The sequence below is a fragment of the Nocardioides sp. genome (assembly GCF_036267815.1).
Taxonomy (GTDB): Bacteria; Actinomycetota; Actinomycetes; order Propionibacteriales; family Nocardioidaceae; genus Nocardioides.
Genome location: NZ_DATAVI010000035.1, coordinates 58310 through 81946, shown reverse-complemented (window position 1 = coordinate 81946; position 23637 = coordinate 58310). Strand labels below are relative to the sequence as shown.

20 protein-coding genes are annotated in these 23637 nt (G+C 72.6%); 11 read left to right on the top strand and 9 right to left on the bottom strand.

The features are described from left to right. Positions 1–11: 11 nt before the first annotated feature. Positions 12–1511 carry a dihydrolipoamide acetyltransferase family protein gene (locus VHW64_RS05720; protein ID WP_329649553.1) on the top strand — a complete coding sequence of 500 codons (1500 nt, stop codon included), beginning with the start codon at positions 12–14 and terminating at the stop codon, positions 1509–1511. Positions 1512–1521: 10 nt separating this feature from the next. Here VHW64_RS05720 and VHW64_RS05715 read toward each other — a convergent pair whose 3' ends face one another. Genes VHW64_RS05715 through VHW64_RS05705 form a run of 3 tightly spaced genes read right to left on the bottom strand, consistent with a single transcriptional unit; the run spans position 1522 to position 5007 of the window. After that, positions 1522–2955: a M1 family metallopeptidase gene (locus VHW64_RS05715; RefSeq protein WP_329649552.1), complete on the bottom strand. Its 1434-nt coding sequence runs from the start codon at positions 2953–2955 to the stop codon at positions 1522–1524. Beyond that, a complete protein-coding gene (locus VHW64_RS05710; RefSeq protein WP_329649551.1) occupies positions 2952–4463 on the bottom strand; it encodes a M1 family metallopeptidase in 1512 nt (503 codons plus the stop codon). The genes VHW64_RS05715 and VHW64_RS05710 overlap by 4 nt, the downstream gene beginning before the upstream one ends. After that, entirely contained in the window at positions 4450–5007 is a 558-nt protein-coding gene (locus tag VHW64_RS05705) for an RNA polymerase sigma factor (protein ID WP_329649550.1), read from the bottom strand. Before VHW64_RS05705 ends, VHW64_RS05710 begins: the two co-directional genes overlap by 14 nt. Before the next feature lie 63 nt (positions 5008–5070). Here VHW64_RS05705 and VHW64_RS05700 point away from each other — a divergent pair, with 63 nt between their 5' ends. Next, positions 5071–6543: a serine/threonine-protein kinase gene (locus VHW64_RS05700; RefSeq protein WP_329649549.1), complete on the top strand. Its 1473-nt coding sequence runs from the start codon at positions 5071–5073 to the stop codon at positions 6541–6543. 3 nt (positions 6544–6546) lie between these two features. Here the strand turns inward: VHW64_RS05700 and VHW64_RS05695 are convergent, their stop codons facing one another. After that, entirely contained in the window at positions 6547–7329 is a 783-nt protein-coding gene (locus VHW64_RS05695) for a hypothetical protein (RefSeq protein WP_329649548.1), read from the bottom strand. A 112-nt stretch (positions 7330–7441) separates the two neighbouring features. Here VHW64_RS05695 and paaN point away from each other — a divergent pair, with 112 nt between their 5' ends. Both paaN and VHW64_RS05685 read left to right on the top strand, forming a co-directional pair. Continuing rightward, entirely contained in the window at positions 7442–9106 is a 1665-nt protein-coding gene (paaN, locus tag VHW64_RS05690; protein WP_329649547.1) for a phenylacetic acid degradation protein PaaN, read from the top strand. A gap of 106 nt (positions 9107–9212) precedes the next feature. Further along, a complete protein-coding gene (locus tag VHW64_RS05685; RefSeq protein WP_329649546.1) occupies positions 9213–10688 on the top strand; it encodes an amidohydrolase in 1476 nt (491 codons plus the stop codon). 76 nt (positions 10689–10764) lie between these two features. On the opposite strand, the gene VHW64_RS05680 is transcribed toward VHW64_RS05685, so the two are convergent. Continuing rightward, positions 10765–11952, bottom strand: coding sequence for a helix-turn-helix domain-containing protein (locus VHW64_RS05680; protein WP_329649545.1), 1188 nt, complete (start codon positions 11950–11952; stop codon positions 10765–10767). A gap of 102 nt (positions 11953–12054) precedes the next feature. Here VHW64_RS05680 and VHW64_RS05675 point away from each other — a divergent pair, with 102 nt between their 5' ends. The 3 genes from VHW64_RS05675 (at position 12055) to VHW64_RS05665 (ending at position 15178) form a co-directional block, all read left to right on the top strand. Then, the gene (locus VHW64_RS05675) at positions 12055–13176 is read left to right on the top strand and encodes a ferredoxin reductase (protein ID WP_329649544.1); all 1122 of its coding nucleotides are present in this window, start codon (positions 12055–12057) and stop codon (positions 13174–13176) included. Between the two features lie 59 nt (positions 13177–13235). Further along, positions 13236–14480 (top strand): acyl-CoA desaturase, encoded by a 1245-nt coding sequence (locus VHW64_RS05670; RefSeq protein ID WP_329649543.1) that lies wholly within the window; start codon positions 13236–13238, stop codon positions 14478–14480. 146 nt (positions 14481–14626) lie between these two features. Further along, a complete protein-coding gene (locus tag VHW64_RS05665) occupies positions 14627–15178 on the top strand; it encodes a hypothetical protein (RefSeq protein WP_329649542.1) in 552 nt (183 codons plus the stop codon). Between the two features lie 12 nt (positions 15179–15190). Here the strand turns inward: VHW64_RS05665 and VHW64_RS05660 are convergent, their stop codons facing one another. From VHW64_RS05660 to VHW64_RS05650, 3 genes are read right to left on the bottom strand one after another with little or no spacing between them, the layout of a single operon-like run. After that, a complete protein-coding gene (locus VHW64_RS05660; protein WP_329649541.1) occupies positions 15191–15979 on the bottom strand; it encodes a maleylpyruvate isomerase family mycothiol-dependent enzyme in 789 nt (262 codons plus the stop codon). Between the two features lie 22 nt (positions 15980–16001). Then, positions 16002–17408: an amidase family protein gene (locus tag VHW64_RS05655; protein ID WP_329649540.1), complete on the bottom strand. Its 1407-nt coding sequence runs from the start codon at positions 17406–17408 to the stop codon at positions 16002–16004. 40 nt (positions 17409–17448) lie between these two features. After that, positions 17449–18711, bottom strand: coding sequence for an aminoglycoside phosphotransferase family protein (locus VHW64_RS05650; protein WP_329649539.1), 1263 nt, complete (start codon positions 18709–18711; stop codon positions 17449–17451). Positions 18712–18885: 174 nt separating this feature from the next. On the opposite strand from VHW64_RS05650, the gene VHW64_RS05645 reads away from it, so the two are divergent. Next, on the top strand, positions 18886–20190 hold the full coding sequence (locus tag VHW64_RS05645) for a 2-oxo acid dehydrogenase subunit E2 (protein WP_329649538.1): 1305 nt from the start codon (positions 18886–18888) through the stop codon (positions 20188–20190). A gap of 417 nt (positions 20191–20607) precedes the next feature. Here VHW64_RS05645 and aqpZ read toward each other — a convergent pair whose 3' ends face one another. Further along, positions 20608–21333, bottom strand: coding sequence for an aquaporin Z (aqpZ, locus tag VHW64_RS05640; protein WP_329649537.1), 726 nt, complete (start codon positions 21331–21333; stop codon positions 20608–20610). A 151-nt stretch (positions 21334–21484) separates the two neighbouring features. Here aqpZ and VHW64_RS05635 point away from each other — a divergent pair, with 151 nt between their 5' ends. The 3 genes from VHW64_RS05635 to VHW64_RS05625 are packed head-to-tail and all read left to right on the top strand — an operon-like array spanning position 21485 to position 23603. Next, complete coding sequence (locus VHW64_RS05635; protein WP_329649536.1) at positions 21485–21679, top strand: hypothetical protein; 195 nt, start codon at positions 21485–21487, stop codon at positions 21677–21679. Further along, positions 21676–22773 (top strand): zinc-binding dehydrogenase, encoded by a 1098-nt coding sequence (locus tag VHW64_RS05630; protein ID WP_329649535.1) that lies wholly within the window; start codon positions 21676–21678, stop codon positions 22771–22773. Before VHW64_RS05635 ends, VHW64_RS05630 begins: the two co-directional genes overlap by 4 nt. After that, positions 22770–23603 carry an NYN domain-containing protein gene (locus VHW64_RS05625; protein WP_329649534.1) on the top strand — a complete coding sequence of 278 codons (834 nt, stop codon included), beginning with the start codon at positions 22770–22772 and terminating at the stop codon, positions 23601–23603. The genes VHW64_RS05630 and VHW64_RS05625 overlap by 4 nt, the downstream gene beginning before the upstream one ends. The last annotated feature ends 34 nt before the right edge of the window (positions 23604–23637 follow it).

Sequence of the window (23637 nt, the reverse complement as noted above, 5' to 3'; positions counted from 1 at the left end):
GCACCACACCCATGGCCGAGTTCAAGCTGCCCGACGTGGGCGAGGGTCTCACCGAGGCCGAGATCGTGACCTGGAAGGTCAAGGAGGGCGACGTCGTCGTCATCAACCAGGTCCTGGTCGAGATCGAGACCGCGAAGTCCCTGGTGGAGCTGCCCTCGCCGTACGCCGGCACGGTGCAGCGGCTGATGGTGCCGGAGGGCGAGACCGTGCCGGTGGGGACGCCGATCATCGCGATCGGCGACGCCCTCGACGGCCCGCTCTCCGACGCGCCGCAGGGCGCGCCGGCCGCGCAGACCGAGTCCGACCCCTACCTCGGGATGGCCGAGCGGGCAGGGGCGGCCGGCGGTGCCTCGTCGGTGCCGACCCCGTCCCCTGAGATCGACCTCTCCAACCCGGCGGCGTCGGGCTCCGCAGAGGGCGAGTCGCTGGTGGGGCGGATGAAGGCCGACCGCGGCGCCACGCGCCGTGCCCGCAAGCCCGCCGCGGCGATCCAGACCCAGGCGGCCTTCGAGCCGACCGGGGCGGCTGCGCCGATCGACCTCGACGAGCAGGACGAGTCCGACGGCCCCGCCGTTCCGGCGACGTCGGCCCTGGCAGGTGGAGACACCGGGAACGTGCGCGTGCTGGCCAAGCCGCCCGTGCGCAAGCTGGCCAAGGGGCTCGGGGTCGACCTGGCCCGCATCTCCGGGACTGGCCCTGACGGCGCCGTCACCCGCGACGACGTGCACGCCGCCGGAGCCGGCGCGACGTCATCCGAGACGAGCCCGCCAGGACTCGGAACCGACCACGTCCCGGGCGGCGCGCGCGAGACGCGCGAGCCGATCAGGGGCGTGCGGAAGATGATGGGGCAGGCGATGGTGCAGTCGGCGTTCTCGGCGCCGCACGTCACCGAGTGGGTGACCGTCGACGTGACCCGGACGATGGAGCTCGTCGAGCGGCTGCGCGGCCGCCGGGAGCTGCGCGACGTCAGGGTCTCGCCGCTGCTCGTGCTGGCCCGCGCCGTGATCCTCGCGATGCGGCGTACCCCCGAGATCAACTCCTGGTGGGACGACGCCGCGCAGGAGGTCGTCGTCAAGCACTACGTCAACCTCGGGATCGCCGCCGCTACGCCGCGCGGGCTCGTCGTCCCCAACGTCGCCGACGCGGAGCGGCTCTCGCTCGTCGAGCTCGCGGGCGCGCTGGGCGAGCTGGTCGACACCGCTCGGGCCGGGAGGACCCAGCCCGGCGAGATGAGCGGTGGCACCTTCACGATCACCAACGTGGGCGTCTTCGGCATCGACAGCGGCACGCCGATCATCAACCCGGGTGAGTCGGCGATCCTGGCCTTCGGTGCGGTCCGCAAGCAGCCGTGGGTGGTCTCCGGGGCAGACGGCGACGAGATCGCCGTACGTCAGGTGACGACGCTCGCGCTGAGCTTCGACCACCGGCACATCGACGGCGAGAAGGGCTCGCGCTTCCTGGCCGACGTCGCCGGCGTGCTCGAGGACCCCGGGACCGCCCTGCTCTACTGACCCACCCGTCTCAGTGTGCGTGCCAGGCCGGCTCCTTCTTGCCGAGCAGCCACCGGTGGAAGAAGGAGCCCAGGTCGCGGTGCGTCTTCCGGCTCCACCAGCGCACCACCTGGGCGCGTGAGGAGCTGGTGTGCCGGTGGCTCGCCGGCCATTGGTGGACCAGGGTGTCGAAGCGGCTCTTCCCGATCTTCTTGCTGAGGGTGTCCCACATCAGCGCGGGGATCACGTAGACGTTGATCTCCCCGAAGTCCGTCGGGTCGTACGCCGCGGGCGGCCCGCTCGAGGCTCGGTAGAGCGCGGCGAACCGCGCCCACCCGGAGAGGTCCTTGTCGAGCGAGATGCCGCTGCTGCGGGCCGTCCATCGACCCTCGGCGAGGTAGAACGCCATCCCCTCGTTCATCCAGAGATCGCTCCAGTCGCGCGGCGTCACGGTGTCGCCATACCACTGGTGGGCGATCTCGTGCACGACATTGTCGTGGTCGAGGACGCTGCCCTTGGTCCCCATCGTGACCATGGTCTCGGTCTCCATCGCGGAGTAGCTCGGCACCGCGACGATGCCCAGCGTGGAGAACGGATAGGGACCGACCTGCTTCTCCAAGAACCTGACCGCCGGCCCGGCGTACCGCAGGACGCCCAGCTCGTGGGGATGGCCGGGGTGGGTCCAGAGGTCGACCGACAGGCCCTTCACCGCGTGCACCGAGTGGTGCACGTAGTCGCCGATGGCCAGCGTCGTGAGGTACGACGAGCACGGCGCGTTCAGGTGCCACCGGGTCACGGTGGAGTCGCCGAGGGTCTTGCGCGAGCGCAGCCTCCCGTTGGCGATGCCGACCATGCCCCGGGGCGCGGTGATCGTGAAGTCGTAGAAGGCCTTGTCCGCGGGGGTGTCGTTGACGGCGTACCACGTGTAGGCGCCGAAGGGCTCCTGCATCGTCCAGACGCTGCCGTCGGGCATCGGGGTGAGGCCGAGGGTCGAGAAGTCGGTCCGCTGCGTCGGTGCGGGTACCGGGTGCGGGATGCCGGCGTAGCGCAGCGTGAGCACGTGGCGCGAGCCCTTGGTCAGCGGGCTGTCGACGTGGATCCGGTCGCCGTGGTGGGACGGCATGACCGGGTCGCCGTCGAGGGTGGCCGAGGAGACCGCCAAGGAGTGCAGCAGCTCGAGGGTGAACGACGACGCCGTGCGGGCGGCGCGGAACGTCACCGTCTCGTGACCGACCAGGGTGGTGGTGTCGGGGTCCCAGCTCAGGTGCAGTGCGTAGTGGAGCGCGTCGACGACGACGCTGCCGTGCTGGGGGTACATCGTGTCGCGGTGCAGCGTGCTGACAGCCGCGGACCACTGGTCGGACCTCGCGGGGACCTGGTGCGCGGAGGCGACGGGCACTCCCGCGAGCGACGTCGCGACGAGAGCCGCGACCAGCGCGCTCGGCAGGGCGATCCGTAGGGTCATGAGGCGTCCTTCCAGACGGGTTCGTGTGCTCCGAGCAGCCAGGCGTGGAAGACGGGGGTGAGGTCCTGCCCCGAGGCCTTGCTCCACCACGCCGCCAGGCTCGTGCGGTCCTGGCTGGTGAAGCGATGGGTGTCGAGCCAGCGCCGGGCCAGCGACCAGAACTCCCGGTCACCGAGGCGCTGGCGCAGCGTGTCCCACATCAGGGCCGGGATGTAGTAGGCGTCGCCCTCGGCGAAGGAGCCGGGCGCGTAGTGGGCGGGCGGGCCGTACTTCGCCCGCAGCTGGGTGGCGAACCTCGTCCACTGGCGCAGGATCTCTGCGCGGCTGTGCGGCCCGTGGTCGCCGGTCCAGGTCGCCTCGGCGAGGTAGGTCGCCATTCCCTCGTTCATCCACAGGTCGCTCCAGTCGTCGGGGGTGACGGTGTCGCCGTACCACTGGTGCGCGATCTCGTGCACGATCGTGTCGCGCGACAAGGTGTACCTGTCGTCGCCGAGGGTGACCATCGACTGGGTCTCCATGGCGCTGTCGGAGGGGACGACGAGCAGGCCGAGGCTCGGGAACGGGTAGCGGCCGACGAGCCGCTCGAGGTAGGCCACGGCCTTGGGCGCGTAGCGCAGGCGGCGCACCATCGAGGGGTGCCCGGTGGGGGTCCACAGCGAGATCGGCAGGCCGTGAGGTCCGGTCAGGCGGGTCTCGGTGAAGCGTCCGATCGCGATCGTCATGAGGTACGACGCGGCGGGCTCGGGCAGGTGCCAGCTGGTGACGGTGTGCCCGGCGACGGCGGTGCGTGACCGGAGCGTCCCGTTGGAGACGCCGACCTCGCCGGAAGGGGCATGGATGGTGACGTCGTAGAACGCCTTGTCGGAGGGCTGGTCGTTGACGGCGTACCAGCTGTAGGCGCCGTACGGCTCCTGCATGGTCCACACGGTCCCGTCGTCGGCGATCGTCCACCCGGTCGTGGTGAAGTCGGAGCGGTCGGTGGGCGCGGTCACCGGCTCCGGCGTGCCGTCGTAGGTCAGCTGGAGGAGGTGCCGGCTGTTCTTGTCGACCGCCTGCGAGACGACGAGCTCCTTGCCGGGGTGCTGGAACGACACCGCCCTGCCGTCCAGCCAGACGTGGTCGACGGTGAGCTGGCGGGCCAGGTCGAGATCGATGTGGCTCGAGGTCGTGGCCGCGCGGAACAGCAGCGACTCGGTCCCCGTCAGCGTGTCCGGGCCGTCGTCCCAGGTCAGGTCGAGGGAGTAGTGCAGCGCGTCGACGCCGGCGTTGCCGACGCCGGGATAGACCGAGTCGGTCCGCGGGCTGCTCGTCGCCGCGTCGTACGCCGTGGTGTGCAGAGCGGCGTGCAGCGTGGTGTGGGCCGTGCCGCCGTTCGTCGTGGGGCCCGGCGCGGAGGGCGGTGGTGGCGCCGCGCCCGACGAGCCGGAGCCGCAGCCCGTGCCCACGGCGGCGAGCAGCGCGAGGACCGCGACGACGGCTGCCCGGGAGCCCATCTCAGTCGTTGCCACGGAGCAGCGGCCGCGCGAGCTTGCGGCCGTGGTGGATCTGCGCCTTCACCGTGCCGAGGGGGACGCCGATCTGCTGGGCGATGTCGTCGTAGGACATGCCGTAGACGTCGCGCAGGATCAGTGGCTCGACGAACTGCGGGTGCTCGCGCTCGATGGTCTCCATCGCCTCGAGCAGGTCCAGCCGCGTGCCGGCGATGACGCTGGTGGTGCGCGGGTCGGGCTTCTCCAGCGGCAGGATGTCGCTGGAGATGGCCTGGTTCTTCATCCGGCGGTACGTCGTGCGGGCGCTGTTGACGGCCACGACGTGCATCCAGGTGGTGAAGCGGCCCTGCCGGCCCCACGAGCCGAGCTTGTTGGAGATGTTGATCAACGCCTCCTGGCAGGCGTCCTCGGCGTCGGGCGTGAACGGCAGGACCTGCCGGCAGACGTTCAGACACCGTGGGCGGACGGCCGTGAGCAGCTCCTCCATCGCGTCTCGGTCGCCCTCCTGGGCCCGCCGCGCGAGCTCGTCCACGTCGTCCGCGGTGAGTGCCTCTCGAGTCATGCGTGTCCTCGTCCTCCCGTGGCGCCCCGAGGGCGCCCCTTGGTCTGCACCATAATGCCGAGCATGCCCATGCCTGCCCGACTCGGTCGATATGCCGTGCGACGGCGCATCGGCTCGGGCGGCTTCGCGACTGTCTGGCTCGCTTATGACGAGCAGCTCGACTCTCCGGTTGCCATCAAGGTCCTCGCGGAGAACTGGACCGAGGACTCCCACGTCCGGCAGCGCTTCTTGGAGGAGGGTCGCTTCCTGCGCAAGGTGGAGTCGCCGCACGTCGTGACCGTCTACGACGCGGGCTCGCTGGACGACGACCGCCCCTACCTCGTGATGTCCTACGCCGACCAGGGCACGCTGGCCGACCGCCTGGAGGGCGAGGGGCTGACGGTGCCGCAGGCCTGCGAGGTGATCCGGCAGATCGGGGAGGGCCTGCACGCGCTGCACCAGCGCGGCGTGCTCCATCGCGACGTCAAGCCGGCCAACGTGCTGTTCCGCACCGTCGACCCCGAGCACGACGGCACCATGGTGCGGGCCATGGTCGGCGACCTCGGCCTCGGCAAGGCGCTCGACGTCTCGTCGCGGCTGACCATGATCGCCGGCACCCCGTCGTACGTCGCGCCGGAGCAGGCCCAGGGCGAGCACCTCGACGCCCGCGCCGACCAGTTCTCCCTGGCGGCACTGGCCTTCCTGCTGCTCAGCGGCCGACCGGCGTACGCCCACGGGACGCTGTCGGCGGCTGCCGACCCCCCGCCTCCGCCGCCGCTGTCGACGGACGACCGCAGGTTCTCCGCCCGGGTGGACACCGTCGTACGCCGCGGGCTCGCGGCCGACCGCGAGCAGCGCTACCCCGACGTGCAGGCGTTCGTCGCCGCCCTGGTCGCCGCCCTCGGCGACGACGGGATGGGCACGCTGCCCGCCCGCTGGCTGCCGATCGACCCGGAGCTGACCCAGCCGGGCAACCGCCCGTCGCTGGTGCCGACGCCCGACGAGCTGCCGGTGGCCGGCCCGCCGAGGTCACGTCGACGTCGGTGGCCGGCCGCCGTCCTGGCCCTGGTGCTGCTCGCCGCGGGGGGTGCCGCCGGCTTCGTGGGCTGGCGCCACGCCCACCAGAGCGAGACGTTCACCGACGCCGACGGGGTCCTCAAGGTCACCGTCCCGCAGTCGTGGGCGCACTCGGTCTCCGAGAACGGCTGGGTGCCGCCCGGGTCGTCCTTCAACCAGTCGGGCCTCTCGGTGGGTGACGCCGCGGACTGGCGAGACTCGCCCGGCGGCCAGGGTGTCTTCGTCGGCCTGATGGCCGAGGACACCCTGCCCAAGACCATGCCCCAGCACCCCTCGTGCACCGAGCGGGGGCGGCCGGAGGACACCACGACCCACGGCGACCCGACCCGCACGGTCGTCTCCACGGGCTGCCCCGGCGTGATCGTCGAGCACGTCGTCCAGGTCAGCGCCGACACCCTGCTGTGGGTGCAGGTGCGCGCCCACGACCGCAGCACCGCGGCGAGCGTGCTGCTCTCGGTCCACACCCGAGGCGTCGGCTGACCGTCAGCCGCCGGCGGCGGTGCCGCCCTGCTTGGCCTGCTGGCCGGGGTGGTACGGGTCGGTCGTGCCGCTGACGATGAGCGCGAAGCGGTGGAACAGCGCCTTGAGGCCGGGGACGTCCTGGGCGCGGCCCGCGACCGACATCTCCAGGGTGGCGGTCGTCGACGGGGCGGCGGCGAACCACTGGAAGTAGTTGTAGCGCAGGTGGTTGGTGGCGTCTCGGAACGTGAAGTACACCGCGGACGGGGTCCGGTGCAGGACCTGGAAGTTCTTGAAGCTCTGCTTGAACGCCGCGACCTTGGTGCTGACCATCTGGCCGGTGTTGAAGGCCAAGGTGTTGTCGAGCTCCTTGACGCGCAGGCTGTAGCCACCGATGACCTGCTCCCCGACCGGCCGGTAGCGGACCTCCGGCTGCCGCTTCGCCTGCTGCGGAGTGAGCGGGCTGTCCACCACCAGCGGCGGAGCGCACTCGCTGGGCGGCGAGCACACGGCGTAGGCCTGCCAGCCGGCCGGGATGCGGTAGTGCCACGTCGCGAGGTCGTTGCCGATCGTGTGGTCGGGCGGCGGCAGGGGCAGCGCGGCGCTCAGCGACGGGTAGTCGATGTCGGGCGCCGGGGGCTTCTGGGTCGGCGGCGCGTCGACGGGAACGCTCGGGGACACCGCCCGGACCGGGCGCGCGTCGCCGGAGACGCTGGCGCCGGCCTGCCCCGCGCGGGCGACGACGACGCCGATGCCGATCCCGAGCACCCCACACAGCAGCGCGACCACGAGACCCCGCATGCTCATGCGCCCCAACCTACCGAGCGGGGGGCGAACGCCCGAGATCCCCGCGATCACGGTCGTGTGACGGTTCTGACCCCCGTTTGCGTCGGGGTGTCACACCCGTCAGGGTTGGCCCATGACCGGCCCCCTGCTCGACAAGCACCGCGAGAAGCTCGACGCCGCGGTCGCGGCCTGTGCCTCGCGGGAGCACTACTCGGCCTACGACGAGTCGCCCTCCCCCCGGGTGTACGGCGAGTCCGCGGCCGCCGAGGGCAAGGCGGCGTTCGAGGCCTGGCTCGGCACGTCGTTCCCGCTCACGACGGCGGGCAGCGACGGCAGGGTGGCGACCGAGCGGTCGCCGTACGGCTTCGACCTCGAGATCACCTACCCGCGCGCCCACGACCTCGACGCCCTGCTCGCGGCGGCGCAGTCGGGGATGCGCGCCTGGCGCGACGCCGGTCCGGACGGGCGCGCTGGGGTGTGCATCGAGATCCTCGAGCGGCTGCACACGCGGGTCTTCGAGCTCGCGAACGCCGTGCAGCACACCAGCGGCCAGGCGTTCGTGATGGCGTTCCAGGCCGGGGGCGCGCATGCGCTCGACCGGGCCCTGGAGGCGATCGCCTACGCCTGGGTGGAGATGACGCGCACGCCGCGCACCGCCGTGTGGGAGAAGCCGGGCAGGGTGCCGCTGGCGATGGAGAAGACGTTCACCGTCGTGCCGCGCGGGGTCGCCCTGGTGATCGGGTGCAACACCTTCCCCACGTGGAACTCCTGGCCGGGTCTCTTCGCGTCGCTGGTCACCGGCAACCCCGTCGTCGTGAAGCCGCACCCGTCGGCGGTGCTGCCGCTGGCGATCACCGTCGCCGTGTGCCAGGAGGTGCTGGCCGAGGCGGGCTTCGACCCGGCCCTGGTCTCCCTGGCCGCCGAGGAGCCCGCCGACAAGCTCGCCGCGGCGCTCGCCGTACGTCTGGAGGTGCGCCTCGTCGACTACACCGGTGGCAACGCCTTCGGCGACTGGCTCGAGCAGAACGCGCGCCAGGCGGTCGTCTTCACCGAGAAGGCCGGCGTCAACACCGTCGTGGTCGACTCGACGTCGTCGTTCGCCGCGATGTGTGCGAACCTCGCGTTCTCCTTCGCTCTCTACACCGGACAGATGTGCACCGCCCCGCAGAACGTCTACCTGCCGGCCGCGGGCGTCGCCACCGACGACGGGGTCAAGTCGCCGGCGGAGGTCGCGGCCGGGATCGCGGCGGCCCTCGACAGGCTCCTCGGTGAGGATGCCCGGGCGGTCGAGCTCCTCGGCGCGGTGGTGAACGACGGCGTGCTCGCCCGGCTGGACGCCGCTGGCGCGCGGGGTCGCGTCTACGTCGAGTCGCGGGCGGTGACCCACCCGGCGTACCCCGACGCGACGGTGCGGACGCCGACCCTGGTCGGGCTGACCGCGGCCGACTCCGACGTGTACGAGCAGGAGTGCTTCGGTCCGGTCGCCTACCTCGTCGAGACCGCCGGCACCCAGGAGTCGATCGGGCTGTTCCGCGAGACCGTGCGGGAGCACGGCGCGATGACCGCGGCGCTCTACTCCACCTCCGAGGAGGTCGTGCAGCGGATGCGCGAGGCCGCGCTCGACGTCGGCGTCGCCCTGAGCGAGAACCTCCTGGGCGCCGTCTTCGTCAACCAGTCCGCGGCATACTCCGACTTCCACGGCACCGGCGCCAACCCGGCCGCCAACGCGTCGTACACCGACGGCGCGTACGTCGCCTCCCGCTTCCGCGTCATCCAGTCCCGCCGCCACCTCCCCTAGACGCCGGGTCGGCACGAGGTACACACACGGGCAGGCGACCAGGTGCCCGGGCCCGGGCAGGGGTGTCCCTTGGTGCCGAGTCGGCGTGCCTTCTACGGTGTGGGCCGTGGCCGACTTCCTGCTCCGCAACGCCCGGATCGTCGAGCTGGGACCGGGGCCAGGATGGGCGGGCCCTGCCGACGTCGTCGTCGAGCAGGGGGTGGTCCGCACCATCGGGCATGAGCTGGAGCGCCCCCTGGGCATCGAGGAGTACGACGCGGAGGGGCGCTGGCTGATCCCCGGGCTGTGGGACAGCCACGTCCACCTCGCGCAGTGGACGGCGGTCGGCGAGCGGCTCGACCTCGCCGGCACGGAGTCACCGGAGCACGTCCTCGCCCGGGTGCGCGACCACCTCGCCGACCACCCGGGCCCGCTGGTCGGCTACGGCCACCGCCTCGGCACCTGGAGCTCCGAGCCGACCGTCGCCGCCCTCGACGCCGTGGCTCCCGACATCCCCGTCGTGCTGATCGCCGGCGACGCGCACCACGGCTGGCTGAACTCCCGTGCCCTGGCACTGCTCGGCCTTCCCCCGCGAGCCGGGGTGGTCGCCGAGAACGAGTGGTACGACGCCTACACGCGCATCGACGCGGTGCTCGCGCCCGACCTCTCGCCGGCCGCCTATCGCCGTACCCTCGACCGGGCCGCGGCGCTGGGCATCACCGGGATCGTCGATCTCGAGCGCGGCCAGACCGCGGCCGACTGGGCGCCCCGCGACCCGCCGCTCCGGGTCCGCGTCGCGACGTACGCCGACGGGCTCGACGTCGTCGTCGAGGCAGGACTACGCGGCGGCGACGTCCTCCCGGGCTCGGCGGACCTGGTGACGATGGGCCCGCTGAAGATCATCGGCGACGGGTCGCTCAACACCCGCACGGCGTGGTGCTGCGAGGACTACTCCGACGGCTCCGGCGCCGGCGCGCCCAACCAGACCGCCGCCGAGCTGGCTGGCCTGCTCGACCGGGCGCACGCCCACCAGCTGGAGGTCGCCACGCACGCCATCGGCGACCTGGCCCTGCGCCAGGTGCTCGCGGCGTACGACCTCACCGGGGCGCAGGGGTCGATCGAGCACGCCCAGCTGGTCACCCACCGCGACGTGCGGACGATGGCCCGGCTCGGGCTCCGCGGCAGCGTGCAGCCGGCCCACCTGCTCGACGACCGCGACGTCACCGAGCAGATCTGGGCCGGACGTGCCGGGCGCTGCTTCGCGTTCCGCTGGATGGTCGAGGCCGGCGTCCGGCTGGCGCTCGGCTCCGACGCGCCGGTCTCGCCGCTGGATCCGTGGCTCGCCGTGGCCGCGGCCGTCCACCGCAGTGCCGACGAGCGGCCGCCGTGGCACCCCGAGCAGGCGTTGACCGCCCGCGAGGCCCTGGCCGCCAGCGTGGACGGCCAGGGCAGCGTGCACGCCGGGATGCCGGCCGACCTGGTGCTCCTCGACGCCGACCCGCTCGCCTCTCACGCCGACAGCGCCGAGGCCGGCGCCGCGCTGCGCTCGATGCCGGTCGCGCTCACCACGGTGGCCGGCGAGACGGCGTACTCCGTGCTCTGAGGCCTCGGGGGTGCCGCGACCGGATGTGCCCGGCCGCGGCGGTCAGGCCGGCGCTCAGGCCGCGCTCAGGCCGCGCTCAGGCGAGGGCGACCGTCAGGTCGCGGATGGTGCCGGGGTCGTCGAGCCGGTCGCCGTACAGCTCGCGTAGCTGGCCCATGCGGTAGCGCACCGTCTGGGGATGCACGAACAGCGCGAGGGCGATGTCGTCACGCCGACCTTGGTGCAGCAGCCACGCACGCAGGGTCTCCATCAGCTTCTGCTGGGTCGCCGGGCGCAGGTCGGCGAGCGGCGCGAGCACCCGCTCGCGCAGGTCGGCGACGGCGTCGCGGTCGGCGGCGAGGACGAGCTCGGCGAGGTGCTCGTCGGTGTCGTACGTCGCGTCGCCGCCGATCTCCGCGCGCAGGTCCAGGCCGCGCAGCGCCCGGACGTACGACGCGCTGGCGGCGAGCCAGGGACGCGCCGGTCCGGCCACGGCCGAGCGACCTTGCAGGGTGCGGACCAGCCGCGCCCGCGCCCGGCCGCCGGCGTCGGGGACCAACAGGATCCCGAGGCCGTCGGGCAGGCTCGCGGGCTCTCCGACCGACGCGAGCGTGCGCACGTCGAGCAGGCCGCGCACCGGCCGGACCTGGGCACTGGGCAGGATCACCGCGGTCAGCGTCTTGGGCGGCGGCCAGTCGGCCCGCTCGGCCGCCGCGACCAGGGCGTCGGCCGGGTCGCCGCGCAGGATCCCGAAGGCCAGCCGGTCCAGGTATCCCTGCCGCACCCGCCCGCTGGTCTCCAGCTCGTCGGCGTGCCCGGCCACCGACGCCGCGGACAGCTCGTCGATGTAGGCGAAGACCAGCTCGGCGAAGTCGGCCAGCACGTCGGCGGGCACCCCGGCCGCCACCGCGGTCTCGGCCAGCTCGCGCCAGGCCACCCGAGCGCCCACCCGGTACGCCGAGAGCAGGGCGTCCGCGCTGCGTCCGCTGCGCGCCTCACCGCGACCGAGCGCGTAGGCGCCCTCCAGGGCCGGTGAGAGCGGCTGGGCCTGGTCCGCGACCCTGCCCCGGGCCGCGAGTCGCAGGAAGCCGGCGAGCGCCATCTGCACGGCGTTCTCGACGTTGTCGCCCATCCGTCCGCCGAAGGCGCCCGCGTAGGAGGGGACCTCGTCGGTGATCGCTGCGATCGTGTGCGTCGCGACCTCGGGAAGGCGGCGGCGGAGCAGGTCGAGGAGCCGCGGATCTAGCCGGATCCGTGTGGTGGGGCGCACATCCGGAGTGCTCATGGTCCCAAAGTGTGACATATTTGTTCACATCGAACAAAAGCCCTCGGGTGATTCACGTGTGGCGGTCAGGAACGCGACGGGTACTCCCGACATGCTGGACGCATGAGCACCACTGCTGCGCCCTCGGTCCGCTGGCGCAGCCGTGCTCTGAAGCTCGCCGAGGCGGCGACGACCCCGCTGGTGCCCGCTGACTTCCTCGACCTCTTCGCGCCGCTGCGCGCCGGCGCCGAGCTTCGCGGCCGCGTCGAGTCGGTACACCCGGAGACCGCGGACGCCGCGACCCTGGTGATCCGGCCGGGCGCCGACTGGGCCGGCCACGTCCCCGGCCAGTACGTCCGGGTGGGCGTGGACGTGGACGGCGTCCGCTGCTGGCGTGCCTACTCCCTGACCCACGGCCCCCGGGCCGACGGGCGCATCTCGATCACGGTCAAGGCCGTGCCGGACGGCCACGTCAGCCCGTTCCTGGTGCGGCACACCCGGCCGGGCACCCTGCTGCACCTCGAGCAGGCCACGGGCGAGTTCGTGCTCCCGGTCGCGGGCCCCCGCAAGCTGCTGTTCGTCACGGCCGGCTCGGGCATCACCCCGGTGATCGGGATGCTGCGCAACCTCTACCCCGCCACCGACAGCGGCGTGCTGCACCTGCCGCGCTCGGCGCCGTACGACATCGTCGTGCTGCACGTCGCGCCGGCCGAGCCGCACTCGATCTTCGCCGACGACCTGCGGCGGCTGGCCTCGGCCGGGGCGATCCGGCTGGTCGCCCGCTACGACGACGAGCACGGCGTCCTCGACCTCGCCGACCTCGACGCCCTGGTGCCCGACCTCGACGAGCGGACGACGTTCGCCTGCGGTCCCGGCGGGCTGCTCGACGCGATCGCCGGCCACCACGAGGAGCGCGGGCTGCCGCTGTTCACCGAGCAGTTCCGGGTCGCCACGGTCGTGGCGGGCGAGGGCGGCACCGTCACCTTCGACCGCGCCGGCGTCGACGTCGAGTGCGCCGGCGCGCGCCCGATCCTCGAGCAGGCCGAGGCCGCCGGGGTCCTGATGCCGAGCGGCTGCCGGATGGGCATCTGCTACACCTGCGTGCTCCCGTTGCGAGAGGGCGCGGTCCGCGACCTTCGCACCGGTGAGCTCACCACCGCGGTTCCGGGCGAGACGTCCGCGGGCGGCGTCGCGATCCAGACCTGCATCAACGCGGCCGCCGGGCCGTGCCACATCGACCACTGACCAACCCATCGAAGCCACACCACTGCCACACACAACGCACGGGACGACGAGGAGGAACGATGACCACCATCCAGAAGAAGGCGACCATCGGCCAGACCAACCCGATTGCCCACCTGAGCGCCGAGGACATCGAGCTGATCGCCAAGGAGCTCGACGCGATCCGGGCCTCGGTCATCGACACCCGCGGCGAGCGCGACGCCCGCTACATCCGCCGGGTGATCAAGACCCAGCGGTCCCTGGAGCTGGGGAGTCGCGTGGTCCTGCTGGCCTCGCTGTTCCCGCCCGCCTGGGTGGTCGGTACCGCCGGCCTCTCGATCGCCAAGATCTTGGAGAACATGGAGATCGGGCACAACATCCTGCACGGCCAGTGGGACTGGATGCGCGACCCGAAGATCCACTCCACGACCTGGGAGTGGGACTCCGCGACACCGGCCGAGCAGTGGAAGCACGCCCACAACGAGCTGCACCACAACTTCACCAACGTCGTCGGCAAGGACAACGACCTGGGCTACGGCATCATGCGGGTCGACGAGGACCAGCCCTGGCACCCGATGCACCTCGGCCAGCCGTTGTGGAACTTCATCAACGCGCTGTTCTTCGAGTACGGCATCGCGGCGTACGACCTCGAGCTCCGCGGAGCCGTCGCGCGCGGCAAGACGAAGGACCCGAAGTTCAAGGCCGAGTTCAAGGCCGTCCGCGCGAAGATCCGGCGCCAGGTGACCAAGGACTACGTCGTCCACCCGGCGCTCTCGATGGTGACCGGCTCGTTCCTGTCCACCGCCGTGGCCAACTTCACCGCCAACACGGTGCGCAACCTCTGGTCGCACTCGGTGATCATGTGCGGTCACTTCCCCGAGGGTGTCCAGACCTTCGAGACGCGCTCCATCGAGGGCGAGACCAAGCCGCAGTGGTATCTGCGGCAGATGCTCGGCTCGGCGAACATCTCCGGCTCGAAGCTGATGCACATCATGACCGGGAACCTCTCCCACCAGATCGAGCACCACCTCTTCCCCGACCTGCCCTCCAACCGCTACGGCGAGATCGCGCCGCGGGTCCAAGAGCTCTTCGAGCGCTACGACCTCGACTACTGCGCGCGCCCGCTCCCGCAGCAGGTGTACTCCGCGTGGCACAAGGTGGTCCGGCTGTCGCTGCCCAACGGCTGGCTCGACACCACCAACGCGCGCAACCTGCCCTCACAGCTCAAGCGCCTCTACGAGGTGACCGCCGGTGGCCCCAAGGTCCGCCGTGCCCTCCAGGCCCGGATGACCCAGGAGCACCGCCGCTCCCTCACCCCCGCCGCCTGACCCCCCTCCTGTCTGTCTTGCCTTGTCTTGCCAAATCCCCCGCTTCAGCGGGGGATTTGGCACTTCTTGGGGGTTGTAACCCCCAAGAAGTGCAAGGAGAGGCCAGGAACCCTGTGACGCGTGGGACGACGGCGTGAGGAGGACGTGTGTTCGGGTCGGTCGACGCCTCCGCTGAGGACGTCGCTCGGGCGCTGCCGGGCGACGAGCTCGTGCCGCGCGCGGACGTCGTCATGGACCGCTCGTTCGACCTCGCCGCGGCGCCGGAGGAGGTCTGGCCGTGGTTCGTCCAGCTCGGCAAGAGGCGCGCCGGCTGGTACCTCCCGGCGAACGTCGAGCGGCTGGTGCCCTCGAAGCGCCGGGCGCTGCGCCGCATCGAGCCGTCGCTCCAGCTGCTCCGGGTCGGCTCGGTGATCCCCGACTGGGGCGGGCGCCGCGAGACGTTCACCGTGGCGATCCTCGAGCCCCCGGACGCTCTGGTGCACACCACCCAGCGCGGCCGCACGCTCGGCTCCTGGGCGATCGTCCTCACGGCGTACGACGCGCCCACGGGACCCGCGACCCACGTCCAGCTCCGCCTGCGGCTCGCCCCGGTACGACGCAAGCGGCTCGCCACCACCGCCGGTGAGCTCCTCGACGCCGGCACGGTCGCAGGCCTCGCCGCGGGGCTCCGCGAGCGTCTGAGTCCTCCCCCGGGATAGCCCGGGGAGGGCCTACAGGCCGGGGAAGGTCGCGCGCAGGCGGTCCAGGTCCACGCCCGACGCCGACACCGATGCGGGTGTGTGGTCGGGGTCGAGCCGGCCGTAGACCAGGCGGACGAACGCCTCGGTCGGCAGCGTCAGCGTCGCCTCGGACGACGTGTCGTCCAGCGAGGGTGAGAGCGAGACGCCCGCGGGCGAGACGTCGAGGTGGTAGGCGCGCTCCGGCGAGGTGGTGCGCACCTCGACCGACACCGACTCCTCCGACCCCTTGCCCGCCCAGCCGGCCACCATCGACAAGCCGTCGGCCACCAGCGCCGCCGCGTCGTCCGGCAGGGTCGCGGCCGGGTCGAGGACGACGGCCACGTCCCATGTGTGGATGGCGTGCTCACCGAGCCGCATCCGCAGGAACCCCTCGAGACCCAGGTCCATCCCGAACAGCTCGAGCTGCCAGGCCGACCGCTGCTCGTCGCTCAGCGAGTCGACCGCCTCGAGGAAGCCCGCGTTGACCGCCAGGCTGTCGCGCGCCTGGTCGGCCGGAGCCTTGGCGTTCCAGGCATCCCAGATGGGCTGGTTCAGCTCGCTGCCGGGTGCGGGCTCGCCCTGTGTCCCGGCCTCCAGGTAGTGCCCGAAGATCTCGGTGCCGGAGCCGAGGTGCGAGGCGACATCCGCGACCGACCACTCGTCGTCGTAGGACTGTCGGGTCAGGTCGCCCTCGCCGATCTCGGCGATGGCGGCGCCGAGGCGCTCGTGGGAGGCCCGGAGCACGCCGAGCACGTGGGGGACAGCGGTGGTTTCGGTCATGCTGGGTCCAACCCGGAGACCGTCAGACCCATTCCGCGAACGTCGGAGGGGGCAGCGGGCCCGTGGTCCGGTCTCGCGCGGACTCGAGGGCCAGGCCCAGCTCGAGCAGCGTCGCGTCGCTGCCACGCGCACCCCACATCGAGACCGCTACCGGCAGTCCCTTCGCGAGCTCCATCGGCACGGTCAGGATCGGCGCACCCGCGAGCGCACTCGAGGTGCTCGCGCCGGGGCCCTCCCCGCCTGGGTCGCCGTTGACGAGGTCGATGGGTGGAGCGGGCGCCATCGTCGGGACCAGCAGGGCATCCAGCTGGTGCTCGCCGAGCACCCGGTCCAGCTCGGCCACGCCCGCGGCGGCGCAGGCTCCGACACTGGCGAGGTACTCCGAGGACGCCACGCCCTCGGTCTGCTCGGCCTGCTCCAGGAGACTTTGCCCGAACCAGAGAAGCTCCTCGTCGGAGTGTTCCCGGTTGAAGGCGATCACGTCGGCCAGCGAGGTGACCGACCCGCCGCGCGCGGCGAGGTAGCGACCGAGCGCGACCTTGAGCTCGACCAGGAGCACGGTCAGCTCGGCCTCGCCGTCGAGGTCCTTCAGGGTGGGTAGCGATAGCGAGTCGACCACGACCGCTCCCGCCCCGGACAGCGCCGAGAGCGCGCGCTCCGCGGCGGCGTCGGTGGCCGGGCTCCCTCCCCACAGGTCGCGGGGTACGCCGACCCGTCGTCCCCGCAGGCCGCCCTCCGGCTCGGCCGCAAGCCCCGGGGCGATGCTGGTGCCGGCCATCGCGTCGAGCAGGGCGGCGGCGTCGGCCACGGTCAGCGCCATCGGGCCCGGAGAGTCCTGGGTCCAGGAGATCGGCACGACTCCCTCGGTGGGGACCAACCCGACTGTCGGCTTGAGACCCACCAGTCCGCAGGCCGCCGCGGGCGCGGTGATCGAGCCGTCGGTCTCGGTCCCGACGGCGTACGCCGCGAACCCGGCGGCGATCGCCGCGCCGCTGCCCGAGCTCGATCCCCACGCCGTGCGGTTGAGGGCGTAGGGGTTGCGCGTCAGGCCGCCGTGCGCGCTCCAGCCCGACGTCGATCGCCCGTCGCGGATGTTCGCCCACTCGCTGAGGTTGGTCTTGCCGAGCACCACCATGCCGGCGTCGCGCAGGCGGCGCACCAGCGCGGCGTCCCGCAGCGGCGGTGCGTCGGCCAGGGCCAGCGACCCTGCCGTGGAGGCGAGCCCCGCGGTGTCGACGTTGTCCTTGACCAGAACGGCGCGGCCGTGCAGCGGCGAGCGCCGGTGTCCGGCGGCGCTCTCTCGGTCGAGGGTCTCGGCGTCCGCAGACGCGTGCGGGTTGACCGCACTGAGCGCGCGAACGCGCGCGTCGTGCTCCTCGATGCGCTCGATCAGGCGGCGTACCTCGTCCTGGGCCGGTCCTGGTGTCACGCCCGTGATCCTGACAGTCCGCGGCCTGGTGCGCACGACACTAGGTCAGGAGCGACGGCAGCTCGCGCAGCCAGCGGGCGACGACTCCGCTCATCTCCCAGTAGGACGCGGCCTCCTGCGCCCGGTAGATCTGCTCGAACGTCACCAGCTGGAACAGCGTGTTCGCCCGCACGGCGAGCTCGAGCGCCAACGTCGTGTCGACGCCGGGGTACGACGTGCGCCACGCGTCGGCGAAGGCCGACTCGGTCGCCGCGCGCTCCTCGTCGGGCAGGCGCTGGCCCAGCTGCACGGCATCCAGGAACGGGTGGGACACGCACGCGTCGCTCCAGTCGTAGAGCACCAGCGAGGCGTCGTGGTGGGCGACGTTGCCGGTGTGCAGGTCGCCGTGGACGAGCGTGTCGGGGATGCCCAGCGACGCCAGCCGTTCCAGGAGCGCGTGGGCGTCGTGGCGTGCGGCCCGCGCGCCCGCGAGCTCGGCCCGGGTGAGCTGGCCGAGCTCGATCCCGTCGTCCAGGATCGCGTCGAGCGCGCCTGCGGTCCTCCCCAGGTCGCGCAGAGGGACGCCCGTGGCGTCGATCGCGGCTCGCCGCTCCAGGGAGCGCTGCTGTATCGCCACCGCCGCTCGGGCCGTCAGCGGTCCGACGCCCGTGGGTGCCGCGTCCTCGTCGGCTCCTGGGATGTTCTCGGTCAGCAACCATCCCCGATCGGCATCAGTCGCGATGACGCGCGGCGCATGCTCGGGTGCCAGCTCGGACACCAACCGGGTGAGCGCGGGCTCGGCCTGGAAGTGGGCGGCGGAGGCCTTGAGCCACACCGGCCCGGAGTCACAGGGCGCCTCGACCACTGCGGACATGCTCCACACCTTCCGCGCCCGCGCCGGCCCGGTGCGTCGTCGTCCGTCGGTGAGCATGCGGTCGACCCAGGCCTCCACCTCGCCGTACCACGTCGTGCGGAACCAGTCCGGGCGTCGTGGGGGAGCCTCCGCTCGACCGCGGGCGATGGCGTCGACCTCGGTCAAAGCGTCGACGACGGCGGCCTCCTCGGCCAGCTGGCCGGGGGGCACCCAGCGACCTGGCGCCCGCTCGCCGCGGGGCGCGAAGACCGAGAGCAGCACGACCGGGTCGGCCTGCACCTGGAGCTGGGGCGCGACGAGCACCGCCGTGTCATCGCCCGCGGCGGCGGCGCGCGGCACGAGGGCGGTGAGGCGCCGTTCGGTCTCGAAGGCCGGAAGGCGACCGGAGTCGTCGGCCAGGACGTGGCCGTCGTGGAGCAGGGCGCACAGCTGGCGCGCGGGTGTGGGCACCGGAAATCTCCTCGCGACACGACAGCGATGAACTGCCTTGGTGCGTGGTGGAGGGTACCTCGGTGGGCTAGGTTGCGAATCGACGACAGCGCCTGACGTTGCCATGGGGGGCCGTGGATCAGGCGCCCGGGCATGACCAGTCCTTGGGGGGACGCCGTGGCGCGGGTGTTGCGCATGCCAGAGGTGGCCGACGACCCGACGGTCGCCACGCTCACGGCCTGGCTGGTGAGGGAGTCCGGTGACTTCGCCGGCGCCCAGAGCATCGCCACCGTCGAGACCGACACCTCGTTGGTGAGCATCGAGGTGGCCGAGCCCGGAGTGCTGATCAAGCCCCTGGTCGAGCCCGGCGACCGGGTCCAGCCCGGCGCGCCGCTGGCCGTGCTGGGTGCGCCCGGGGAGGTCATCGGGGACGTCGAGCAACTCATGGTCGAGCTCGGGCTGGCGGTGGCTCCGGAGTCGACCGATGCGCAGGTCCACCTGCGCCCGGTCCGCCCCGGCGACCCGCTCTACGCCACGACCTGGCCACCCCTCGAGGCGACGCCGGACGGCAAGGTCCTCGCCGAGCAGCCGCCGGCCGCCGAGGCCACGATCGCCGAGACTCCGATCGCCGAGACTCCGATCGCCGTAGATACCGACCCCGACGAGGCCCAGAAGCAGGCGGTCGTCGCCCAGGTCGCCACGGAGCGGGCCGCCGACGAGCGGGCGCACGCCGACGAGTCGCCCGTTGCCGAAGCCGTCACGGCCGAGCTCCCGGCTGCCGAGGAGCTCGTGGCAGCCGCGTCGACCGACCCGCTCGGCCACCCGGTCGTCATACGCAAGATGGTCGACTGGGCCGACACCGTCGCCGAGGCCGTGCTGGGTGCCGTCCTGTCCTCCGACGCGCGCCCCACGGCCGGCACGCCGGTGGCGGCCCCACGTCAGGTGCAGGTGCGCGAGCTGGTGCGGGCCGATCAGCTGAGCGCCGTGTTCACCGAGGTCGAGACGGTGTCCCTGATCTCGCTCGTGGTCAAGGCCGTGGCACTCACCAGCCGGCGGCTTCCGCTGCGCACCGACGTCCCGTCGCCGTCGGACGTCGCCCTGCTGCGCTGGACCGACGCGGGCCCGGTCGCGCCGGTGGTGCGGGTGGCCAACCTGATGACGGTGAGCTCCTTGACCACGACGTTGGCCGATGTCGATGCCCGGGCACGGGCCGGCCGCCTGGCCTCTGCCGAGCTCGAGCCCGCCGCGGTGACCATCGTCGACCTCGGCGCCGACGGCGCGGGCGAGGCCGTGCTCGACGCCACCGCCGGTCATCCCGCGATCTTGACCGTGGGAGCCCTGCGCGAGCAGCCCGTGGTCGAGAACGGCGCCGTGGTGCCGGGGACCGTGATGACCCTGGTCCTGGCCTGCGACGCATCCCGCATCGGCGGCACCGTCGCGGCGCGTTGGCTGGCCCACCTCGCCCGGCTTCTCGAGCAGCCCCTGCTCTTCCTGACCTGACCCGAGCTGCCCGGTGAAGCGGAGCGACGGTTCAGGCTGCGCGGGGGACGCCGAGGCGAGCAGGTCGGGGGCGACGTCGTCGGACTTGCTTCGCAGCTCGAACGCCGTGCAGCGCACGACGATGCGGTCCCGGCCGGTGGTCGACCGTGCCCGCTGGATGTCGGCTCCCCCACTGCATGACGTCGACGCGGAAGGCCCCGTCGACCTCGAGCACGGGGGTCGTGCCGTTCGGGAGATCCCACTGACAGTCGGTCCAGCGGACCTTCCCGGACCGGTCCACGCGAGGCCGCTGGCGATCGGGCGGTCTCGGGCCGAACTGGCGGCAAAGACGGCGCACGTCGATCTCGACGTGCGCCCAGCGTTCCCGAATCCGATCGGGCGTGGGCCTGCTCCACACAACCCGGTGAGGCGGAGCGGTCAGCCCTCGGTGGCGAGCTCGAGGGCGACCGGCTCGTCGCCGCTGCCGAAGAGCGTGGCGTACGTCGCGCCGGCGATCAGGGCGCCGACCAGCGGGGCCAGGATGAACAGCCAGAGCTGGCCGATCGCGGTGCCGCCGGCGAACAGGGCGGGCCCGATCGAGCGGGCCGGGTTCACCGAGGTGTTGGAGACCGGGATGCTGATCAGGTGGATCAGGGTCAGTGCCAGTCCGATCGCCATCGGCGCGAAGCCCTTGGGTGCGCGGGTGTCGGTGACTCCGAGGATCACGTAGAGGAAGAATGCCGTCAGCACCAGCTCGACCAGCAGCACCGACCACCACGCGTACCCGTCGGGTGAGCGGTCGCCATAGCCGTTGCTGGCGAAGCCGGAGGTCGTCGAGTCGAAGCCCGAGCGGCCGTGGGCCATCACCCACAGCCCGAACGCCGCGACGATCGCCGCGGCGACCTGGGTGACGACGTAGGACGGGACGTCCTTCCAGTCGAAGCGCCTGCCCATCGCGAGGCCGACGCTGATCGCGGGGTTGAAGTGCCCGCCCGAGATGTGCCCCACGGCGTAGGCCATGGTCAAGACGGTCAGGCCGAAAGCGAGGGCGATGCCGAAGTACCCGATGTGGGCGCCGGCGAAGACGGCGGCGCCGCAGCCACCGAAGACCAGCCAGAAGGTGCCGAAGAACTCGGCGGCCAGGCGCTGAGGGAGAGGGTGCACGGGGTTCCACCTTTCTCTTGTCCTGTCGCGATCGTGACAGACGCCGCCCGTTTGGCGGTGGACCTCGCGAGGCGTTGCGGGCGAGGGCTTCGGGCCGCTGCCTGCGGGCGGGCGAGCGTTCGAGTCGATCTTCACCTTCGACCCGGCAGCGGTGCGGACGGCGGCCGAGGTGGGCGTCGCGGCGGCGCGCGCTGCCGGGACGGTTCCGGCCGCGACGCTCACGGTGCTCGACGAGGAGGTCGCGGCGGGGCCCACCACGGGCCACGGGGTCGACGCCCTGGTGGTGCGCGCCTTCGACTACCTCCAGCACGTGACACTCGTCCGCGGCCGTAGGGTCGCGTCATGACCTCGGCCCTCGTCGCCACGCGCCCCGGAGTGCTGGAGGTGCAGGACGTCGAGCTGCCCGCGCTGGGTCCCGGCGACGTCCGGGTCGAGGTGGCGGGGGTGGGCGTGTGTCACTCCGACCTGTCCATGGTCGACGGCACCCTGCGGCCGTCGTACCCGCTCGTGCTCGGTCACGAGGCGTCGGGCGTCGTCACCGAGGCGGGTCCGAGCGCGGGTGTGCCGGTGGGCCGACACGTGGTGCTCAACTGGGCGGTCCCCTGCGACTCGTGCTGGCACTGCGAGCACGGCGAGCCCTGGCTGTGCTCGACGGTCGAGGGAAGCACCGGTACGCCGGGAGGGAGGCTCGCCGACGGCACGACCTACCAGGCCTGCCTCGGGCTCGGCGCGATGGCCGAGGAGGTGGTCGTGCCCGGCCGGGCCGTCGTACCCCTGCCGGACGACGTGCCTCTCGCGGAGGCGGCTCTGCTCGGGTGCGCGATCCTGACCGGCGTCGGTGCGGCCGGCAACGCCGCGCGCGTGCAGCCCGGCGACTCCGTGCTGGTGGTCGGCCTGGGCGGCGTCGGGCTCTCGGCCGTCGCCGGCGCCCGGCTGGCGGGCGCGCGGAAGATCCTGGCCACCGACATCGCGGAGTCCAAGGAGCCGCTGGCGCGGGCAGCGGGGGCGACGGACTTCCTGGTGGCGTCGGCCGGTCTGGTGCGGCAGGTCCGCGCCATGACCGACGGGCGCGGCGTCGACCGGGCCTTGGAGTGCGTCGGCTCGGCGGTCACGATCCGCCAGGCCTGGAGCGCCACCCGGCGCGGGGGCACCTGCGTGGTCGTCGGCGTCGGGTCGCCGGACCACGAGGTGAGGTTCAACCCGCTGGAGCTGTTCCACTTCTCGCGGACGCTGGTGAGCAGCGTCTACGGCAACAGCGACCCCCGCCGCGACATCGCCGGCCTGCTCGAGCACGTCGCCGCGGGCCGGCTCGACCTCGCTGGCACGATCACCGACCGGATCACCCTGGCCGACGTCCCCGCGGCGTTCGACCGGATGCGGCGTGGCGAGGGCGGCCGCGCCCTGGTGGTCTTCCCACCCCGAGACCAGGAGGCCCGATGACCGACGACGGACGCGTGGCGGTGCTCATCGACTGCGACAACATGAGCCACCGCTGGGTGCGCGCCATCCTCGCCGAGGCCGCCAAGCACGGCACGCTCGGGATCAAGCGCGGCTACGGGGACTGGACCGACAGCCATCTGGACGGCTGGCGCGACAAGCTGCCGGAGTACGCCATCCAGCCGATCCAGCAGTTCGCGTACACGGTCGGCAAGAACTCCACCGACTTCTCGCTGGTGATCGACGCCATGGACCTGCTCTACGCCGGCACCGTCGACACCTTCTGTCTGGTCACCAGCGACAGCGACTTCACCCGGATCGCGATGCGGCTGCGCGAGTCCGGCAAGCAGGTGCACGGCATCGGCGCGCGCAAGACGCCGCGCGCCTTCCAGAGCGCCTGCGACCAGTTCACCTACGTCGAGGTCCTCGTCGGCGAGGGTGTCGAGGCGGCTGCGGCCGAGCCGTCGGAGGCGCCGGCGAGCACCACGGGCGCGGTGAAGGCGACCGCGCGGAAGGCCGTGAAGAAGGCGACGCCGGCCAAGAAGGCGGCTGCGCCGTCGAAGAACGATCAGGTCCGGCAGCTCACCGAGCTCCTCCTGCCGGCGGTCGAGGCGAACGCCAAGGACGACGGTTGGGCGTCCCTGTCGGCTGTCGGCTCCTACGTCGTGAAGACGAACCCGACCTTCGACTCGCGCAACTTCGGCTACGCCAAGCTCAGCACCCTGGTGGCCGACCTGCCCGCGCTGGAGGTCCAGGAGCTGGCGTCGCGCACGGACGGCCTCTCGGTGCTGTACGTCCGCGAGGCCGGGGCCCGGTCGGCACGCCGTACCTGACCTGGCGCTGCCCGAGCCGCGGCTGGATGATGGT

What these genes read in the sequence shown, in the direction of transcription:
- VHW64_RS05720 (WP_329649553.1), top strand. Translation starts at nt 12, where the DNA reads ATGGCCGAGTTCAAGCTGCCCGACGTGGGCGAGGGTCTCACCGAGGCC.
- VHW64_RS05715 (WP_329649552.1), bottom strand. Translation starts at nt 2,955, where the DNA reads ATGACCCTACGGATCGCCCTGCCGAGCGCGCTGGTCGCGGCTCTCGTC.
- VHW64_RS05705 (WP_329649550.1), bottom strand. Translation starts at nt 5,007, where the DNA reads ATGACTCGAGAGGCACTCACCGCGGACGACGTGGACGAGCTCGCGCGG.
- VHW64_RS05700 (WP_329649549.1), top strand. Translation starts at nt 5,071, where the DNA reads ATGCCCATGCCTGCCCGACTCGGTCGATATGCCGTGCGACGGCGCATC.
- VHW64_RS05695 (WP_329649548.1), bottom strand. Translation starts at nt 7,329, where the DNA reads ATGAGCATGCGGGGTCTCGTGGTCGCGCTGCTGTGTGGGGTGCTCGGG.
- paaN (WP_329649547.1), top strand. Translation starts at nt 7,442, where the DNA reads ATGACCGGCCCCCTGCTCGACAAGCACCGCGAGAAGCTCGACGCCGCG.
- VHW64_RS05680 (WP_329649545.1), bottom strand. Translation starts at nt 11,952, where the DNA reads ATGAGCACTCCGGATGTGCGCCCCACCACACGGATCCGGCTAGATCCG.
- VHW64_RS05675 (WP_329649544.1), top strand. Translation starts at nt 12,055, where the DNA reads ATGAGCACCACTGCTGCGCCCTCGGTCCGCTGGCGCAGCCGTGCTCTG.
- VHW64_RS05670 (WP_329649543.1), top strand. Translation starts at nt 13,236, where the DNA reads ATGACCACCATCCAGAAGAAGGCGACCATCGGCCAGACCAACCCGATT.
- VHW64_RS05660 (WP_329649541.1), bottom strand. Translation starts at nt 15,979, where the DNA reads ATGACCGAAACCACCGCTGTCCCCCACGTGCTCGGCGTGCTCCGGGCC.
- VHW64_RS05645 (WP_329649538.1), top strand. Translation starts at nt 18,886, where the DNA reads ATGCCAGAGGTGGCCGACGACCCGACGGTCGCCACGCTCACGGCCTGG.
- VHW64_RS05630 (WP_329649535.1), top strand. Translation starts at nt 21,676, where the DNA reads ATGACCTCGGCCCTCGTCGCCACGCGCCCCGGAGTGCTGGAGGTGCAG.
- VHW64_RS05625 (WP_329649534.1), top strand. Translation starts at nt 22,770, where the DNA reads ATGACCGACGACGGACGCGTGGCGGTGCTCATCGACTGCGACAACATG.